The sequence below is a fragment of the Paramicrobacterium agarici genome, assembly GCF_002563955.1.
Classification (GTDB): domain Bacteria; phylum Actinomycetota; class Actinomycetes; order Actinomycetales; family Microbacteriaceae; genus Paramicrobacterium; species Paramicrobacterium agarici.
The window spans coordinates 3,012,770-3,029,751 of the sequence record NZ_PDJE01000001.1 but is presented as its reverse complement, the minus strand read 5'-3'; the positions used below and the strand labels follow the sequence as shown (position 1 = coordinate 3,029,751).

Sequence of the window (16,982 nt, the reverse complement as noted above, 5' to 3'; positions counted from 1 at the left end):
CGCCACAAGATTCTCAGGCGCGTGACGCTCGCGCAGCAGCATCCACTGAATCTATCGCTTGCGTATTGATAAGTAAAGGCAAGTAAACGAAAATTGAGCTATGACGGATGCTGCAGCTCTCCCCGCCGAATTGCGTCGCTCTCGCATTCGCGAACGCCTTGATCAGCGCGGGTACATTCGCGCCGCCGATATTGCGCGCGACTTTTCTGTATCGAGCGTCACGGCGCGGGCCGACCTCGACGCGCTCGTCGACGCGGGGGCGGCCCGGCGGGTGCACGGGGGAGCGGTGTCGGCGTCGGCCGCGCCCGAAGCTCCGGTTGAGCAGACGTCGCAATCCGGTGCGGAGTCGAAGGCGGCGATCGGACGCAGGGCGGCGAGCCTCGTGGATGCTGGTCAGAGCGTGTTCCTCGACGTTGGATCGACGGCGCTCGCCGTGGCGGAGGCGCTCGTCGATCGCACTGAGCTGCACGACGTCGTTGTTGTCACGAACGGTCTCGCAACGGCGCTCGCGCTTGAACCGGCACTGCCACGGCTGTCGGTCTACGTGACGGGTGGTGCGCTTCGCCCGCTACAGCACTCGCTGGTCAATCCCATGGGGCAGCAGCTCATCGAGACGGTGCACGCTGACGTCGCGATTCTCGGCTGCAACGGCGTCGACGTTGGGGCCGGCGTGACAAACGTCAACCTTCCCGAAGCCGAGATCAAGCGCGCCATGGTGGCGGCATCCGACCGTGTTGTCATTACCGCCGATGCGTCAAAGCTCGGACGAGTGACGATGGGGCACGTCGCCGGGCTGTCGCAGGTTGACACGATCGTGACGGATGCTTCCGCAGACCCCGTTCTTGTCGCCGACCTGCGTGCCGCGGGTGCTGCCGTCCTCCTCGCATAGTGACCGCGGCTCGCTATGGTGAAGCCATGACGCACTCAGAGGGAGCTGGCCAGCACCCGAGCACGAACGCTGCGCCCCTGCCTCCGGCCCCTCCACCCGGGTATCCGCCCCGCTACGGCCCGTATCCGCCGCCCGTGCGCCCGTATGCGCCGCGCGTGCGGCAGCCGAGCCCAAGGATGCATCCGCTTCGCATCTGCGGAATCGTCGCAACGGTGCTCGGATTTTTCACGGCGGTGATGGGCGGCATTATCGTCGTTTTGCCATACGGTCTCTTTCTCTTGGGTGGCGGCGGCAACGTCGACGCGTTCTACGGATTCGCCGACAGCTTCAAGGCTCCGGGCCTTACGGTATTCGCTATCGGGGCTGTCCTTCTGGTGCTTGGAATCGTCGGCATCATCACCGGCAAGAGCCGGCCTCCGCGGCGCTGAAACGTGGTGAAGAACCGAAACGCGCTTCTTGGCAGTGTCAGCGGCTCTTAATAAGCTGTCAGTCGTGCCTGAACCCGTCATCGAAGCCACCAACCTCGTCAAGAAGTACAAAGACTTCGCCGCCGTCGACGACATCTCGTTCGACGTGGCACCGGGGGAGTCGTTCGGTCTGCTCGGGCCGAACGGCGCCGGCAAATCGACGACCATGCGCATGGTCGGAGCCGTCTCGACCCGCACGTCGGGTCAACTCAGCATCCTGGGTCTTGACCCTGATGAGTATGGCCCCGAGATCCGTTCACAGCTCGGCGTCGTTCCGCAGGCCGACAACCTCGACGAAGAGCTGCGCGCCCGCGAGAACCTGCTCGTCTACGGCCGATATTTCGGCCTGCCGCGCAAGCTCGTCGCCGAGCGAGCAGACGAACTCATGGCGTTCGCGCAGCTCGAAGACAAGGTGAAAGCCAAGGTCGACGATCTCTCGGGCGGCATGAAGCGGCGCCTCACCATCGCCCGCGCGCTCATCAACGATCCGCGCATTCTGCTGCTCGACGAGCCGACAACCGGCCTCGACCCGCAAGCACGACACATTCTGTGGGACCGCCTCTTCCGGCTCAAAGAGCAGGGAACGACGCTTGTGCTCACGACGCACTACATGGACGAGGCCGAACAGCTCTGCGACCGACTCGTCGTCGTCGACAACGGCCGCATCATGGCCGAGGGGTCGCCGTCGCAGCTCATTCGGCAGTATTCGTCGCGCGAAGTTCTCGAGGTGCGCTTCGGCTCGCAGAACAACGATCTCGTCGCACGCGAGCTCGAGGGGCTCGGCGATCGGCTCGAGGTGCTGCCCGACCGCATCCTCATCTATGCCGCCAGCGGCGAAGAAGCGCTCGGCGCCGTGACCGACCGCGGCCACACGCCCCTCACGAGTCTGGTGCGCCGATCGAGCCTCGAAGACGTGTTTTTGCGGCTCACCGGGCGGAGCCTGATCGAATGACCACCACGACGAGACGGGCGAATGCTGCTCGTGCACTGATCGCAGCGCGGGCACCACGGCGCTGGGGAGCCTGGTATGTCGCGGAGCACCGCTTCCGCGGCATGAAGGCGTACACGCAGACGGTCATCGCGACGGGCATCGGATCGCCGCTCATGTACCTCTTCGCGATGGGTGTCGGCCTCGCGAGCCTCGTCGACGCCAACGTCGAGCAGAACGGTCTCGCGGTCAGCTACCTCGTGTTCGTCGCGCCCGCGCTGCTGGCGATGGCGGCGTTCGAAGCCGCTGCCGAGGAGTTCAGCTACCCGATCATGCTCGGGTTCAAGTGGAACCCCATCTTCACCGGCATGGGCGCGAGCCCGGTGACGCCCGGGCAGATCATCGACGGCCAGGTCATCGCCGTGACCGTGCGCATCGCCGTCACATCCGGTCTCTACTACCTCTTCATGCTGCTGTTCGGTGCTGTTCCGGGCGAGCTCGGCTGGCTCTCGCTTTTCACCGCCGTGCTCACCGGTCTCGCGTTCGGCACGCTGCTCATGGCGTACGTCGCAACGCTGGAAAACGACAGCGGTCAGATCGCCATGGTCATGCGGTTTCTCGTGCTGCCGCTCACGCTCTTCTCGGGAACCGTGTTTCCGCTCACGCAGCTGCCCTGGTTTCTGCAGTGGATCGGCTGGCTCTCGCCGCTCTGGCACGGCACAGAGCTGGGACGCGTGCTTTCGTACGGGCACCACGAGCCGATCTGGCTCACCATCATTCACATGGCATACCTTCTGCTTCTGACAGTGATCGGGTGGATGCTGGCGCGCCGCGTCGCCGCGAGGAGGCTCAACCGATGAGCATTCACACTGCTCCCTCACGACGCCGCGTCAACGGGCCCTCCGCGCTTTACGCGGGAAACGCCCGCGCGGTGATGCTGCGCGGCTGGCGCGCGACGGCCAGCACGAACTGGCTCGTCATGGTCTCGGGCTTCTTCGAGCCGATCTTCTACCTCCTGTCGATGGGCATCGGGCTCGGTGCCCTCGTCGGCGACGTTGACGGTCCGGGCGGAACCGAGATTCCCTACGCTGCCTTCATCGCTCCCGCGCTTCTCGCAGTCGCGGCCATGAACGGAGCCGTCTACGACTCCACATGGAACGTGTTCTTCAAGATCAAGTTCTCGAAGATCTACGAGGGAATGCTCGCGACGTCGCTCGGCCCCTTCGACATCGCGCTCGGTGAGATCGCCCTCGCACTCCTTCGCGGTGCGCTTTACGCATTCGGGTTCATACTCGTGATGCAGGTGCTCGGGCTCAACCTGTCGTGGTGGGCGCTGCTCGCTTTCCCCGCCGTTCTGCTGATCGCGTGCGGCTTCGCGAGCTTCGGCATGGCGGTGACGAGCTACATGAAGACCTTCCAGCACATGGACTGGATCAACTTCATTCTCATGCCCATGTTCCTGTTCTCGGCAACGTTCTTTCCGCTCAGCGTCTACCCGCAAGGCGTGCAGTTCGTGATTCAGGTGCTGCCGCTCTGGCACGGTGTCGAACTCGTGCGCGGGCTGACGACCGGTGTCGTCGGGTTCGGGATGCTGTGGCACGTGCTCTACTTCGCGGTGATGTCGCTCATCGGACTGGTCTTCACCACGCGGCGCCTCCGAGCGCTGTTCCTTGGTTGAGACAGTCATTACGATTACTGCGGGGAAGTGGCTCGAATGGAATCTGTTCCACCAGTTCGACCGAGATGGAGAGCCAGGTACGAGCCATGTACCCCCCGGGAGGGCGCACGGCGAGGCTCGACCGCGACGCGTCCGGACGCCTGGTATCGAGTGGAAAAACTGCGGTCACGGATGACACGATGTTCGCACTCATCGATGCGGGACGCCGGTGACCGGCGCAGGCCCATTCGCGATCGATACAAGCGTGGCCATTCCCTTGCTTGTCAGGTCGCACGAAGCACACGAGGCCGTCGCACGCTGGGCTGACGGTCGCGTCCTCGGTCTCAGCGGACACGCACTTGCCGAGACGTATTCGGTGCTCACCCGGCTGCCGGCCGATGCACGCGTGAGTCCCGATGACGCAGTGGCGATCATCGACGACAACTTTCCAGAGACGGTGCAGCTCTCGCCGGACAAAGCAGCTCTCGCGCATCGCGAGTTGCAGCGGAGCGGCATCGCCGGAGGCGCAGCATACGACGGACTCGTCGCCCTGGCCGCGCGCGAGCATAATCTCGTGCTTACGACACGAGACGCGCGAGCGCGGCCGACGTATGAAGCGATGCGAGTTCAGGTCGACGTCATCGCTGCGTCGTAGCAACGGACACGTCCAGAACCGAGGGGTCGTTGCGTCGCGGTCGCGACACGAGGTTTCCGCGGCGGTGAGCGATCACGAGCATCGGAATCGACAGCAGCAGGCTCACGACAACGGGAACAATCGACGCCTCAAGCCCGAACTCGCCTCCCGTCAGCATCGGTGAGCCGGTCGCGGTCGTGTTGAAGAGCCCGGGAAGAGCATGGCCCGAGACCGGGATGCCGAGCAGCCCGACCGTCGTGTTCCACGCGAAGTGCGCGCCGATCGCCGTCCAGAGGCTGCGACGCCAGAGGAAGACGGCGCCGAGAAGCACTCCCGCCTCGATCGCGATCGCCAGCCCCCTCCACAGCGTCGCGCCGGGGTTGGCCAGATGGGCGGCACCGAAGAAGAGCGCAGTGGCGCCCAGGGCGAACCAGCTTCCGGTGAGACGCTCAAGTGCCTGAAGTGCGAAGCCGCGGAAGATGAGTTCTTCGACGACGGCGACGCCGACGTTCAGCGCCACGATCTGGAGGACGACGCCGAGAACGTCAGCGGATGCCCACTCAATGCGGTATCCGCCGAGAAGCGTGATCGTCGCAACGGAGACGGCGATGAAACCGAGACCGATTTCGATGCCGAGAAGCACGTCGAACAGTGCGCCTTTCGCCGCAGTTTCCGGTGTTGCTCGACGGGCGATGCGCCGCATGACCACGTGATACAGCAGCATCGCGACGACCGCTCCGGCAAGCGGAAGCACGGCCGCGCCGACGTCGCCTGTGGCGGCGGTAAGGGCAGTGATGAGCGCGTACGCACCGCCGACGGTGACAGTCCCGATCACGAGCCAGGTGAGGGGAAATTGCAGTAAGCGGCGAACAGGAGAAGTCGAAGTCATGGTCTGCTTTCGTGGGAGTGTAAGGATGCTGTCGCATCACGCACTTCCACGCTAAAGACCACGACCGTACCGCGCGTCACCCCGCGGTGCCGTTCTCGCTTAGTCCTCTGGTAGGGGTTGCGAGCAGAGCTGAGGGTAACCACGCGAAAGGAGGCCGGCCCGGAATGCATTCCGGGTCGGCCTCCTTGTGGGTGCACACAGACGCTGAGAGCTACTTCTCCATGTCGACGTCTTTGGTCTCTCTGCTGACCAGCAGCGAGACGAGCGTGATGAGCGCCATCGCGGAGAGGTAGACGCCCACCCAGAACGGGCTGCCGCCGCCGGCGCTCCAGAGAGCGACGGCGATGAACGGCGCAACGGCCGCACCGAGAATCGACGAGACGTTGTACGAGACGCCTGACCCGGTGTAGCGCACATTCGTCGGGAAGAGCTCTGGCAGCAGCGCGCCCATCGGGCCGAACGTCATGCCCATGAGTGAGAACCCGATGATCAGCATCGCCATGACGCCCACGGGACCGCCGTCGAGCAGTGGCACGAACAGCAGCCCGAAGACGACGATCGCGAGGGTCACCCAGATGAGCGTGCGTCGACGGCCCCACTTGTCAGCCCATGGGCCAGACACCAGGGTGAAGATGCCGAAGAACACGACGCCGATGATGGACATCAGAATGAACTGGTTGCGCTCGTACCCGAGCCCCGCCATGGCAGCATCCGTCGGTGTGGTTCCGTAGCTGAGCACGAACGTCGTCATCAGGTAGAACAGCACGTACGTCGCGAGCATGAAGAACGTGCCGAGAATGAGCTCGCGCCAGTTGTTGCGCAGCACCGTTCCCAGCGGAACCTTGCGCACCGTACCCTTTGCGACGGTTGCCGCGAACGAGGTGGACTCCACGAGCTTCAAACGCACGATCACACCGACGATGACCATGATGATCGAGAACCAGAACGGAACACGCCAGCCCCACGCGAGGAACTGCTCGCTCACGCCGCCGTTTGCGGGCTGCAGCACCGAGATGATGATGAAGATGCCGTTGGCGATGATGTAGCCGAGGGGAGCGCCGAGCTGCGGGAAGGTGCCGTACCAGGCCCGCTTGCCCTTCGGGGCGTTCTCGGTGGCGACGAGCGCGGCGCCCGACCATTCGCCGCCAAGGGCAAAGCCCTGCGCGAGGCGGAAGATCACGAGGAACAGCGGCGCGAACCAGCCGACGTCGTGATACGTGGGGAGGAATCCGATGAGGAACGTCGCGATGCCCATTGTCATGAGAGACGCGACGAGCGTGGTCTTGCGACCCTTGCGGTCGCCGAGGTGGCCGTAGAAGATTGCGCCAAGCGGGCGAGCCACCATGGCGGCACCGAAGATTGCGAACGACGACAGCAGAGCTACGGTCGGGTCGCCTTCGGGAAAGAAGAGGCGCGGAAAGACGAGAACGGCGGCGGTTGCGTAGACGTAGAAGTCATAGAACTCGATCGTCGTGCCGATCATGCTCGCGAGAATGACGCGTGAACGCGGATTCGCGGGCGTGGGCACTTCGGCCGTTGCAGTGGGTGTCGAGAGTGGAGCCTTGGACATGAGCCTTCGATTGCGTGAGATACGTGGTGCCGCTGACGGGATCACGCGGGTTACGCGCGGTCGTGTCGCGGCATTGACGAGGCCCTGCTTGTGGCGGGACCTCATAACAATACGCCTGCTGTGAAAACGCTGCCAAACCATTCCGGATGCTGTGGGCAGACGTTCCCCATGCCGCAATCCGCACAGCGCGAACCCATCGAAAGGTTGATGCTGTTCGCGACCGCGGGCACGTAGCCTTGAGGCATGGATACCTTGTTCACTGTGCTTCACGTCGTCGCGGCGGTCTTCATCGTCGGCCCCATGGCGATCCTTCCGATGACGGCGATGCGTGCGGTGCGCGCGGGCAATGGCGCGCAGGTCGCGGTGCTTGCGAAGTCCACGATGATCTTCAGCTGGCTGTCGCTGCTCGTCGTGGTGTTCGGATTCGGGATCATGGGCATGTCGGAGTACGACATCTCGATCTCGACACCGTGGATTCTGTGGTCGCTCATTCTCTGGGCCGTCGCAACCATCATCAATCTTGCGCTCGTGGTGCCGACCATGAGAAAGGCCGCGAGTGCGCTCGCCGATGGCGAGGCGAACGAGCGGTCCGGCTACCCGGCGATCGCCGCGGGCAGCGGACTGTCGACGATCCTTCTGATCGCCGTCGTTGTGCTCATGGTCTGGAAGCCGTAGAACCGTCGACACAGAGAAGAGCGCCCGAGCGATCATTCGCTCGGGCGCTCTTCTCTGTTCCGGCCTCAGCGCATGATGGCCGTGAGCGCGCGCGTCGTGGCGATCGCCGCCTCTGCGGCTTCGCGTCCCTTGTCTTCGGTGGAACCAGGCAGACCGGCCCGATCGAGCGCCTGCTGCTCGTCGTCGACGGTGAGCACTCCGAATCCGATTGGCTTTCCCGTTTCGATCGCGACAGTTGTAAGCCCGGACGTCGCCGCATCGGCGACGTACTCGAAATGCGGTGTGCCTCCGCGAATGATTACGCCCAGCGCGACGACGGCGTCGGCGCCGTCGTGCAGTGCTGCGCGTGCGACGACGGGAAGCTCGAAACTGCCCGGAACCCGAACGACCGAGTGGGATGCGCCCGCTTCGTCGAGAGCGCGCACGGCTCCGTCGATGAGCCCGTTCATGATCGTGTCGTGCCAGCTGGCGGCGACGATCGTGATGTCGAGGCCGGTGCCGTCGACGTTGAGGGTAGGGGATCCAGCTCCGCTCATTGTGCTTCCTTCGGGTTGTTGACGGGTGGTTTCTTCAGTGTCCCACGACTATTGCGTGGCGCGGGTTCAGCCTTCGACGGCGCCAGGGGCAAGCGACTGCTCAAGCTGGTGCCCCATGCGGTCGCGCTTCGTCGCCAGGTACTCGGAGTTGAACGGCCCGACGCCCACGACGAGCGGCACGCGCTCGGTGACGGTGATGCCGTGCGACTCAAGCTGCTGCACCTTGGCCGGATTGTTCGTCAGAACGCGAACGGTGTCGAGGCCGAGATCGGCCAGAATGGCGGATGCTGCCGTGTAATCACGCGCGTCGGCGGGCAGCCCGAGCGCGAGGTTCGCGTCGAGTGTGTCGAGGCCGTCTTCCTGCAGCTTGTACGCGCGCAGCTTGTTCACCAGGCCGATGCCCCTACCCTCGTGACCCCGAAGATAGATGACGACGCCGCCATGGCGCTGAACCGTATCGAGCGCAGCATCCAATTGCGGCCCGCACTCGCACTTGAGTGAGCCGAACGCTTCGCCTGTGAGGCACTCGGAGTGCACGCGCACGAGCGCTCCCGGCTCGAGCTCGCCCGAGATGATGGCGACGTGATCTGCGCCTGTCGCGCGGTCGCGGTACGCCCGCACGCTGAACGTGCCGTGGGTGGTGGGCACTGTCGTCTCGACCTCGAAGATCACCTCGCTCGACTCGGGAACCGACGAACCAGCTGTGCAGACGCGCGAAGCGTCGGGCGTCGTCTCGATGTAGCGAATGAGCTCCGCGATCGTGATCACGGGAACATCGGCCTCGGTCCCGAGCTCGATGAGCCCGGGCAGGCGCATCATCTCGCCGTCGTCGTGCACGGCCTCGCAGATCGCGCCGACGGGAGGAAGCCCGGCGAGCTTCATGAGATCGACGGCCGCTTCGGTGTGCCCGTCGCGCTCGCGAACCCCGCCGTCGCGCGCGCGAAGGGGAAGCACGTGCCCAGGCCGAATGAGGCTCGCGGGGGTCGATTCGGGATCGCCGAGCGTGCGCAGAGTGTGCGCGCGGTCGGCGGCGCTGATGCCCGTCGAGACTCGATCCGACGCGTCAACAGAGATCGTGTACGCGGTGCCGCGCGGGTCTTCGCTGTCGTTGACCATGAGCGGCAGGTTCAGCCGATCGGCGATCTCGTTGGTCATGGGAGCGCAGATGTAGCCGCTCGTGTGCCTGATCGTCCACGCGAGCCACTCCTGAGTGGCGAGAGCCGCCGACAGAATGACGTCTCCCTCGTTCTCACGTGATTCGTCGTCGGCGACGAGAACCGGCTTGCCCTGACGCAGCGCGTCGAGGGCCTCGGGAATGGTGGCCAGGCTCATCGGTTGTTCCCTTCCGCGGCGTCGCGCGCCAGCATCCGTTCGACGTGTCGCGCAATGATGTCGGTCTCGATATTGACGTGGTCCCCGACCCGCAGCTCACCGAGCGTCGTGGCGGCGAGAGTCTCGGGAATGAGGGAGACCTCGAACCACTGCTGCGCGAGCTCGGCGGGGGCCACGGCGCTCACGGTGAGCGATGTGCCGTCGACGGCGACGGACCCCTTGTCGACCACGAGCCGGGCGAGGTCGCTCGCGAGTGAGAAGCGCAGCACGCGCCAGTCGCCATCGTCGCGGATGCTCTCAAGGCGCGACGTGCCGTCGACGTGGCCCTGCACGATGTGTCCGCCGAGACGATCGCCGACGTGGGCGGCGCGCTCGAGGTTGACGCGCCGGCCGACATCGACGGTGTCGAGCGTCGACATCGCGAGGGTCTGGCCCATGACGTCGGCGGTGAAGCTGTCGTCTGACTGCTCGACGACGGTGAGACAGACGCCCGAGACAGCGATGGAGTCTCCGTGTCTGGCGTCAGAGACTGCGAGCGGGCCCTGCACGCTGAGGCGCAGCGACGACACGCTGCGCGTCACAGCCGTGACCGTGCCGATCTCTTCGATGATTCCGGTGAACATGGTGTTACCGTCCCTTCGGACTCAGAGTGAGGCGAGCGTCGTCGCCCGTGAGCGTGATGTCTGTGATGGTCAGACGCCGTGCCTCATCGATGGAGGCGACGCCGATGTCTGTGAGGGCGACGCGATCGCCGCCGAGCAGTGCGGGCGCGAGATAGACGACGTAGGAGTCGACAAGACCCGCGCGCACGAATGCCGAGACGAGGGTAGGACCGCCCTCGATGAAGAGCGAGCGGATGCCGCGTTCACGCAGCAGCCGCAGATCGGCGGCGAGGTCGCGACCGTCGACCTGAATGAGGGGGAGTGGATGCTGTCGCAGACGCGCGCCGCCCGGAATCGCGCGGGTGCCGAACACGACCGGAACAGGCTGCTCGGCAAGCAGCGCGCCCGCGGAATCGCGCGCTGTGAGCGACGGATCGTCGGTCAGCACTGTCCCCGTGCCGACAGCGATCGCATCGTGCTGCGACCGCAGAAGGTGTGCGTCGGCGCGGGACTCTGCCCCCGTGATCCACTGGCTTGTGCCGTCGGCCGCTGCTGTGCGGCCGTCGAGCGACGACGCCCACTTGACGGTGACGTGCGGGCGCGCGAGACGGGCCGTCGTCATCCAGGTGCCGAGGAACGCGTCGACCTCGGATTCAAGAACGCCGCCCTCGACATCGACTCCCGATTCGCGGAGCCTCGTGCCGCCTCCGCTGGAGTCGCCGCCCGGATCGGTCGACGCGTAGACGACGCGCGCGATGCCGGCGTCAAGCAGAGCGTCGACGCACGGACCCGTTCGGCCGGTGTGGTTGCACGGCTCGAGAGTGACGATGGCGGTTGCGCCGCGCGCAGCATCCGGAGCCGTCTGTGACAACGCTGCGACCTCCGCGTGCGGGGTTCCTGCACCGCGGTGCCATCCCTCGCCGATGATGGTTCCGTCGGGGGAGACGATGACGCATCCGACGCGGGGATTGACGCCGCGGGCCGGGCCGTTTGCGGCAAGCTCGAGGGCGCGACGCATGAGCTGCTGCTCGCGTTGTGATGCCACCGGCGCTCCCGTTCTCGAGGCTCCGGGGAAACGCGAGGCTGCGTTGACGGCACCGCAGGCGGCGCCGACGTGCCTCCTCCCTTCCGGACTCGAATCGCCGTGTGGCGATCCATAACCGTCGGTGCCGGAATTTCACCGGCTCAACCTCCCGAGGGAGGGTCGCGGACTTTCACCGCCGGTTCGGACTCTCACCGACCCCGGAGCACGTTACGTATAACACCATGCTACGTCAGTCTGTTCCCGCGGCGGTTTTCGTGTCGCTTCATGACGCGATCGGGCGACGTGAATTGCAGGAAATGGCTGCTCCAGCGCCGGCAAGAGGAACCGTTTCCTGCAACTCACCGGGCGACGGGTCATGTCGGCCGCATCGTTGATGGCGCGACAGGCCTGCAGTCAGGAGGCAAGAAGGAGGCGGGCCGTCGTCGCATCGACAATGAGGTCGGTGATGAGACCGGCAGCGAGCGCGCCACGCAGGCTCTGCAGCTTGCTCTCGCCCGAGACAATGCAGACTCGGCGCGCCACACGGCGCTGCACATCGAGGTCTGGGCCGGAGGAGCGCGTATTGATCTCGATGCCGTCGGACGAGCCGTCCTCACGGTAGAAGACGGTGGCGACGTCGCCGACCACGTTGGCCTTCTGCATTGACGCGAGGTCGTCTTCGTCGAGATAGCCGCCCACATAGACGTGGCTCGGCACGACCGCGAACGGCGACCCGAGGCCGAAGACTGTCATATCCATGCTGTGCTGAATGTCGAGAACACGGCGGACACTGCGCTCGCGCCACATCGCCGCCTTGGTCTCGGGGTCGTCGAACAACGCGGGAACGGCGAACTGCTGCACGGCGGCCCCGAAGGCCGTTCCGAACCGCTGCAGCAGCTCACTCGCGTAGACGAGACCCGTCGTGCGCGGGTTGGCGGCTCCGTTGAGCTGGACGATGCGGGAATTGTGCGTGTGCTTGGGAGTGAGATGCCGCGAGACGGCGGTCATGGTCGCGCCCCACGCGACGCCGATCACCATGTTCGACTCGACGAATCCTCCGAGAATTCGTGCAGCAGTGAGCGCGACGCGGTCGAGCCTGTCGACGTCGCTCGTGTGCTCGGGGATAGGAACGACGTGCGTCACGACTCCGAATCGGCGACGGATGTCTGACTCGAGCTGACGAGGGACATCGAGCGGACTGGACACGTTGATCGTGACGAGTCCCGTGTCGCGAGCGTGGCTCAACAGGCGAGATACCGAGGATCTCGAGGTGTGCAGCTCGCGAGCGATCGCATCCATCGTGAGGTCCTGCAGATAGTACAGCTGGGCAGCGGTCAGGGCGTCGCGAGTCTTTCCCGACAGAGAATTCGACGGATGTTTGGCCACAGTTCGCTCCTTGCACGTTTGTGCATCAGGTTTGAACGCAAGTGTAGCTTCTGCAGAGGATGGTGAGTGACGCCGGAGCGCACGCTTCACAGCATCCGGCACCAATGGCGATGAGGAGTGATCCAATGACGAGCGAGAAGCCTGGCAGCGTCGGCACGAGAGACACGGTGCGTGCACTCGCAGAACGTCCGCACGCGAGCATTCTCATCATCGGAGGGGGAATCAACGGCCTCTCGACGTTCCGCGACCTCTCGCTGCAGGGCGTGGATGTCGCGATCGTCGAGCGCGACGACTGGTGCTCCGGCGCCTCTTCGGCGTCGTCGCACATGATTCACGGCGGCATCCGCTACCTCGAGAACGGCGAGTTCCGCCTCGTGCGCGAATCGGTTCAGGAGCGCAACGGCCTCGTGAAGATCGCGCCGCACTACGTGAAGCCCCTCGAGACGACCGTGCCCATCTTCTCGACGTTCTCGGGCATCCTCTCTGCACCGCTGCGCTTCCTCACGCACAAACAGGGAAAGCCGACCGAGCGCGGCGCCTTCTTGATCAAGATCGGCCTCATGCTCTACGACTCCTTCTCACGCGACGGGGGATCGGTGCCGAGGCACTCGTTCCGGGGCCGCACGGCGTCGCTCAAGCAGCATCCGGCATTCAATAAAGACCTCAAGTACACGGCGACCTACTACGACGCGTCGGTGCACGACCCCGAGCGTCTCGCGCTCGACGTGCTGCGCGATGGTGTGGATGCGGGACCGCACGCCCGAGCGGCCAACTATGTCGAGGCCGTCGGGTTCGACGGAGCCGGCGTGACCCTTCGGGACAACGTGACGGGGGAGACGTTCCCGGTGACGGCAGACGTGATCGTCAACGCGAGCGGACCGTGGACCGACCTGACGAACGCCGCTCTCGGCCAGACGACCGCATACATGGGCGGCACCAAGGGCTCGCACATCGTGCTCGACAACCCCGAGCTGCTGGAGGCGACGGGTGGAAACGAGATCTTCTTCGAGCACGAAGACGGCCGCATCGTGCTGATCTACCCGCTCAAGGGACGCGTCATGGTGGGCACCACCGACATTGACGCCGACCCGTCGCAGCCCGCCGTGTGCACCGAAGAAGAGGTTGACTACTTCTTCGACCTCGTCAAGCACGTGTTCCCCGACGTTCACGTCGATCGCCAGCAGATCGTCTACCGCTTCTCGGGCATCCGCCCGCTGCCCGGGCACGGGGACACCCAGCCCGGCTTCGTCTCGCGCGACTACCGCATCGTTCCCGCAGAGCTCGGCGGAACGCCGGTGCTCAGTCTCGTCGGCGGCAAGCTCACGACGTTCCGCGCGCTCGGCGAGCAGCTCGGCGACGAGGTGCTGTCGCGCATCGGAACCGAGCGCTCGGTCTCGACGACGGGTATGCCCATCGGCGGTGGACGCGGCTATCCCACAACGGATGCTGCGCGCACGACGTGGCTCGCCGCGCACGGCGACGCCGTCTCACGAGAGCGAGCGGACGTTCTGCTCGAGCGGTACGGCTCGCGAGCAGCATCCGTCATCGATGAACTCGACGCGACGAGTGACACCCCGCTTGTGAATGCCCCGGACTACTCGCGCGAAGAGATCGCGTACCTTGTGCGCACCGAGCATGTCGTGCACCTGATCGACGTGCTCAAGCGACGCACGAGCCTTGCCTTCACCGGCCAGGTCACCGATGAGCTGCTCGACGAGATCACCCCGATCGTCGCCAGCGAACTGCGCTGGAGCGACGCGGACGCCGTCGCCGAGCGCGCCGAAGCATCGCGCGTTCTGCGCGATGCCCACGGCGTCGAGCTCTCCGGACGAAGGGAGACACCCGCACACGCTTAAACCCGAGGTAAGCCTGCTCTTGTTACCGCGCCGCGACACGGTTAGGTTCTGGAGTGGGTGACCAGTAACACCACCCTGCAGCAGCGGCCCGGGCATCCGGCTCGGCGCCGCACCATTATTGGAAGGTCAAAGAAGACACATGGCACTTGGATCGATATTCATCTCCGAGGTCGTTGGAACGGCACTGCTCATCATTCTCGGTGGCGGCGTCGTAGCGAACGTCGTGCTGGCGAAGACGAAGGGGTTCAACGGCGGCTGGCTGCTGATCAACTTCGGATGGGGCCTCGCGGTCTACGTCGGCGTCGTCGCCGCCGCGTTCTCAGGAGCTCACCTCAACCCGGCCGTCACCCTTGGGATAATCACGAGCGGCGCGACCGAGTTCGTCGAAGGAGTACCGGTCACCCTCGGGTCGACGTTCCTGTATTTCGGTTCCGAGATGCTCGGAGCATTCATCGGCGCCGTCGTCGTGTTCCTGGCGTACAAGAAGCACTTCGATGAGTCGGACGATCCGGGCGCCAAGCTCGCTGTCTTCTCGACCGGCCCCGAGATTCGCAGCTACGGCTGGAACCTCGTCACCGAGATCGTCGGAACGTTCGTGCTCGTGTTTCTCGTCATCGCGTTCGGTCAGCACGGCGATGCAAAGGGGCTTGCTGCCCTCGGCGCTCTGCCCGTGGCGCTCGTCGTTCTCGCCATCGGTATCTCGCTCGGTGGTCCGACCGGATACGCGATCAACCCGGCTCGTGACCTCGGCCCCCGCATCGCGCACGCTCTGCTGCCGATCAAGGGCAAGGGCTCGAGCGACTGGAGCTACTCGTGGGTGCCCGTCGTCGGCCCGCTCATCGGTGGCGCCCTCGGCGGCTGGCTCGGCACTGCCGGTCTGCTTCCCGCTCTCATCTGACGTCGCGGCGGGCCGCTCGCCGGTCCGTCGCCTCAACCCGAAGTCGCACAAACAAAGGAGTTCCCCATGGCGGACTACATCATTGCCATCGATCAGGGCACGACAAGCTCTCGCGCCATCATCTTCGACAAGTCCGGCTCGATCGTCTCGACCGGCCAGCTCGAGCATGAGCAGATTCTGCCCAAAGCTGGATGGGTCGAGCACGACGCGAACGAGATCTGGACGAACACCCGCGAGGTCATCGGCCAGGCACTGTCGAAGGCGAACGTGACGCGTCACGACATCGCTGCCGTCGGAATCACCAACCAGCGCGAAACAACGGTGGTGTGGGACAAGAACACCGGCGAGCCTGTGTACAACGCCATCGTGTGGCAGGACACCCGCACGCAGTCGATTGTCGACGAGCTCGCGAAGGACGGCGGAGTCGAGCGCTTCAAGGACATCGTGGGCCTTCCGCTCGCAACCTACTTCGCGGGCACGAAGATCAAGTGGATCCTCGACAACGTCGACGGAGCGCGCGAGAAGGCGGAGGCCGGCGACCTCATCTTCGGCACCACCGACACGTGGGTGCTGTGGAACCTCACGGGCGGCACCGACGGCGGCGTGCACGTCACCGATGTGACGAACGCGAGCCGCACGATGTTCATGGACCTCGAGACGCTCGAGTGGCGTGACGACATTCTCGAGGTGTTCGGCGTTCCGAAGTCGATGCTGCCTGAGATCAAGTCCTCGAGCGAGGTCTATGGCCACGCTCACGGATCGAGCCTTCTGCGCGAGACGCCGATCGCCGGCATCCTTGGCGACCAGCAGGCGGCGACGTTCGGTCAGGCCGCGTTCCAGAAGGGCGAGTCGAAGAACACGTACGGAACGGGCAACTTCCTCATCTTCAACACGGGTGAAGAGATCGTGCGCTCCGAGAACGGCCTGCTCACAACGCTCGGCTACAAGCTGGGCGACGCCAAGCCACATTACGCGCTCGAAGGATCGATCGCCGTCACGGGATCGCTCATCCAGTGGCTGCGCGACAACCTGAACCTCATCAACTCGGCTCCAGAGGTCGAGAAGCTCGCGGACACGGTCGAGGACAACGGCGGCGTGTACATCGTCCCCGCGTTCTCCGGTCTGTTCGCTCCGTACTGGCGCTCCGATGCCCGCGGTGCGATCGTCGGGCTGACGCGCTTTGCGAACAAGGGGCACATCGCACGTGCGGCTCTCGAGGCCACGGCGTTCCAGACGCGTGAGGTGCTGGATGCTGTGAACGCGGACTCCGGCGTGGATCTCAGCGAGCTGAAGGTCGACGGCGGAATGGTCGCGAACGACGCCCTCATGCAGTTCCAGGCAGATGTGCTCGGGGTCCCCGTCATCCGCCCGAAGGTCATTGAGACGACAGCGCTGGGTGCCGCATACGCGGCCGGTCTCGCTGTCGGCTTCTGGTCAGATCTCGACGAGCTTTCGGCGAACTGGTCGGAAGACAAGCGGTGGGAGCCGCAGATGGATGACGCTGAAGCTCAGCGCCAGCTGCGTCTCTGGAAGAAGGCCGTGACCAAGACCTTCGACTGGATCGACGAGGACGTCAAGTAGGAGACCTCGTGGTGAAGCGGGCCGGGGCGGTGCCCCGGCCCGTTCCCGTTAAACGTCG

Annotated in this window: 17 protein-coding genes and 1 riboswitch; of the genes, 10 read left to right on the top strand and 7 right to left on the bottom strand. The window is 65.0% G+C overall.

Going from position 1 to position 16,982, the window contains the following annotated elements; genetic code table 11:
• Positions 1 to 100: 100 nt before the first annotated feature.
• The 6 genes from ATJ78_RS14795 to ATJ78_RS14765 all read left to right on the top strand — a co-directional run bounded on the left by ATJ78_RS14795 (position 101) and on the right by ATJ78_RS14765 (position 4,596).
• Positions 101 to 889 carry a DeoR/GlpR family DNA-binding transcription regulator gene (locus ATJ78_RS14795; RefSeq protein ID WP_098408942.1) on the top strand — a complete coding sequence of 263 codons (789 nt, stop codon included), beginning with the start codon at positions 101 to 103 and terminating at the stop codon, positions 887 to 889.
• A gap of 26 nt (positions 890 to 915) precedes the next feature.
• Positions 916 to 1,317, top strand: a complete 402-nt coding sequence (locus ATJ78_RS15815; protein WP_143741435.1) for a hypothetical protein — start codon at positions 916 to 918, stop codon at positions 1,315 to 1,317.
• A 64-nt stretch (positions 1,318 to 1,381) separates the two neighbouring features.
• Positions 1,382 to 2,308 carry an ABC transporter ATP-binding protein gene (locus tag ATJ78_RS14785; RefSeq protein WP_098409421.1) on the top strand — a complete coding sequence of 309 codons (927 nt, stop codon included), beginning with the start codon at positions 1,382 to 1,384 and terminating at the stop codon, positions 2,306 to 2,308.
• Positions 2,305 to 3,144: an ABC transporter permease gene (locus ATJ78_RS14780; protein ID WP_098408940.1), complete on the top strand. Its 840-nt coding sequence runs from the start codon at positions 2,305 to 2,307 to the stop codon at positions 3,142 to 3,144. Before ATJ78_RS14785 ends, ATJ78_RS14780 begins: the two co-directional genes overlap by 4 nt.
• On the top strand, positions 3,141 to 3,962 hold the full coding sequence (locus tag ATJ78_RS14775; RefSeq protein ID WP_098408939.1) for an ABC transporter permease: 822 nt from the start codon (positions 3,141 to 3,143) through the stop codon (positions 3,960 to 3,962). The genes ATJ78_RS14780 and ATJ78_RS14775 overlap by 4 nt, the downstream gene beginning before the upstream one ends.
• Positions 3,963 to 4,206: 244 nt before the next feature.
• Positions 4,207 to 4,596, top strand: coding sequence for a type II toxin-antitoxin system VapC family toxin (locus tag ATJ78_RS14765; RefSeq protein WP_245836346.1), 390 nt, complete (start codon positions 4,207 to 4,209; stop codon positions 4,594 to 4,596).
• Here the strand turns inward: ATJ78_RS14765 and ATJ78_RS14760 are convergent.
• On the bottom strand, positions 4,580 to 5,464 hold the full coding sequence (locus tag ATJ78_RS14760; protein ID WP_098408937.1) for a CPBP family intramembrane glutamic endopeptidase: 885 nt from the start codon (positions 5,462 to 5,464) through the stop codon (positions 4,580 to 4,582). The genes ATJ78_RS14765 and ATJ78_RS14760 overlap by 17 nt on opposite strands.
• Positions 5,465 to 5,675: 211 nt before the next feature.
• The gene (locus tag ATJ78_RS14755) at positions 5,676 to 7,034 is read right to left on the bottom strand and encodes an MFS transporter (protein ID WP_098408936.1); all 1,359 of its coding nucleotides are present in this window, start codon (positions 7,032 to 7,034) and stop codon (positions 5,676 to 5,678) included.
• Positions 7,035 to 7,277: 243 nt separating this feature from the next.
• Here ATJ78_RS14755 and ATJ78_RS14750 point away from each other — a divergent pair, with 243 nt between their 5' ends.
• Positions 7,278 to 7,709, top strand: coding sequence for a DUF2269 family protein (locus ATJ78_RS14750; protein WP_098408935.1), 432 nt, complete (start codon positions 7,278 to 7,280; stop codon positions 7,707 to 7,709).
• A gap of 65 nt (positions 7,710 to 7,774) precedes the next feature.
• Here the strand turns inward: ATJ78_RS14750 and ribH are convergent, their stop codons facing one another.
• The 5 genes from ribH to ATJ78_RS14725 form a co-directional block, all read right to left on the bottom strand.
• Entirely contained in the window at positions 7,775 to 8,245 is a 471-nt protein-coding gene (gene ribH / locus ATJ78_RS14745; protein WP_098408934.1) for a 6,7-dimethyl-8-ribityllumazine synthase, read from the bottom strand.
• A gap of 66 nt (positions 8,246 to 8,311) precedes the next feature.
• Positions 8,312 to 9,577: a 3,4-dihydroxy-2-butanone-4-phosphate synthase gene (gene ribB, locus ATJ78_RS14740; RefSeq protein WP_098408933.1), complete on the bottom strand. Its 1,266-nt coding sequence runs from the start codon at positions 9,575 to 9,577 to the stop codon at positions 8,312 to 8,314.
• Entirely contained in the window at positions 9,574 to 10,200 is a 627-nt protein-coding gene (locus tag ATJ78_RS14735; RefSeq protein WP_098408932.1) for a riboflavin synthase, read from the bottom strand. The genes ribB and ATJ78_RS14735 overlap by 4 nt, the downstream gene beginning before the upstream one ends.
• A 4-nt stretch (positions 10,201 to 10,204) precedes the next feature.
• On the bottom strand, positions 10,205 to 11,224 hold the full coding sequence (gene ribD, locus ATJ78_RS14730) for a bifunctional diaminohydroxyphosphoribosylaminopyrimidine deaminase/5-amino-6-(5-phosphoribosylamino)uracil reductase RibD (protein ID WP_281253403.1): 1,020 nt from the start codon (positions 11,222 to 11,224) through the stop codon (positions 10,205 to 10,207).
• 66 nt (positions 11,225 to 11,290) lie between these two features.
• A riboswitch (FMN riboswitch) is annotated at positions 11,291 to 11,433 on the bottom strand.
• 184 nt (positions 11,434 to 11,617) lie between these two features.
• Positions 11,618 to 12,589: a sugar-binding transcriptional regulator gene (locus ATJ78_RS14725; RefSeq protein ID WP_434061504.1), complete on the bottom strand. Its 972-nt coding sequence runs from the start codon at positions 12,587 to 12,589 to the stop codon at positions 11,618 to 11,620.
• Positions 12,590 to 12,714: 125 nt separating this feature from the next.
• Here ATJ78_RS14725 and ATJ78_RS14720 point away from each other — a divergent pair, with 125 nt between their 5' ends.
• The 3 genes from ATJ78_RS14720 (at position 12,715) to glpK (ending at position 16,924) form a co-directional block, all read left to right on the top strand.
• A complete protein-coding gene (locus ATJ78_RS14720) occupies positions 12,715 to 14,445 on the top strand; it encodes a glycerol-3-phosphate dehydrogenase/oxidase (protein ID WP_098408931.1) in 1,731 nt (576 codons plus the stop codon).
• 139 nt (positions 14,446 to 14,584) lie between these two features.
• Positions 14,585 to 15,343, top strand: a complete 759-nt coding sequence (locus ATJ78_RS14715) for an MIP/aquaporin family protein (RefSeq protein ID WP_098408930.1) — start codon at positions 14,585 to 14,587, stop codon at positions 15,341 to 15,343.
• Between the two features lie 66 nt (positions 15,344 to 15,409).
• Positions 15,410 to 16,924 (top strand): glycerol kinase GlpK, encoded by a 1,515-nt coding sequence (glpK, locus tag ATJ78_RS14710; RefSeq protein ID WP_098408929.1) that lies wholly within the window; start codon positions 15,410 to 15,412, stop codon positions 16,922 to 16,924.
• Positions 16,925 to 16,982 lie beyond the last annotated feature (58 nt).

Coding starts and splice junctions, on each gene's coding strand:
- ribB (WP_098408933.1), bottom strand. CDS start 9,577: ATGAGCCTGGCCACCATTCCCGAGGCCCTCGACGCGCTGCGTCAGGGC.
- ATJ78_RS14720 (WP_098408931.1), top strand. CDS start 12,715: ATGACGAGCGAGAAGCCTGGCAGCGTCGGCACGAGAGACACGGTGCGT.
- ATJ78_RS14715 (WP_098408930.1), top strand. CDS start 14,585: ATGGCACTTGGATCGATATTCATCTCCGAGGTCGTTGGAACGGCACTG.
- ATJ78_RS14775 (WP_098408939.1), top strand. CDS start 3,141: ATGAGCATTCACACTGCTCCCTCACGACGCCGCGTCAACGGGCCCTCC.
- ATJ78_RS14760 (WP_098408937.1), bottom strand. CDS start 5,464: ATGACTTCGACTTCTCCTGTTCGCCGCTTACTGCAATTTCCCCTCACC.
- ATJ78_RS14735 (WP_098408932.1), bottom strand. CDS start 10,200: ATGTTCACCGGAATCATCGAAGAGATCGGCACGGTCACGGCTGTGACG.
- ribH (WP_098408934.1), bottom strand. CDS start 8,245: ATGAGCGGAGCTGGATCCCCTACCCTCAACGTCGACGGCACCGGCCTC.
- ATJ78_RS14780 (WP_098408940.1), top strand. CDS start 2,305: ATGACCACCACGACGAGACGGGCGAATGCTGCTCGTGCACTGATCGCA.
- glpK (WP_098408929.1), top strand. CDS start 15,410: ATGGCGGACTACATCATTGCCATCGATCAGGGCACGACAAGCTCTCGC.
- ATJ78_RS15815 (WP_143741435.1), top strand. CDS start 916: ATGACGCACTCAGAGGGAGCTGGCCAGCACCCGAGCACGAACGCTGCG.
- ATJ78_RS14795 (WP_098408942.1), top strand. CDS start 101: ATGACGGATGCTGCAGCTCTCCCCGCCGAATTGCGTCGCTCTCGCATT.
- ATJ78_RS14750 (WP_098408935.1), top strand. CDS start 7,278: ATGGATACCTTGTTCACTGTGCTTCACGTCGTCGCGGCGGTCTTCATC.
- ATJ78_RS14755 (WP_098408936.1), bottom strand. CDS start 7,034: ATGTCCAAGGCTCCACTCTCGACACCCACTGCAACGGCCGAAGTGCCC.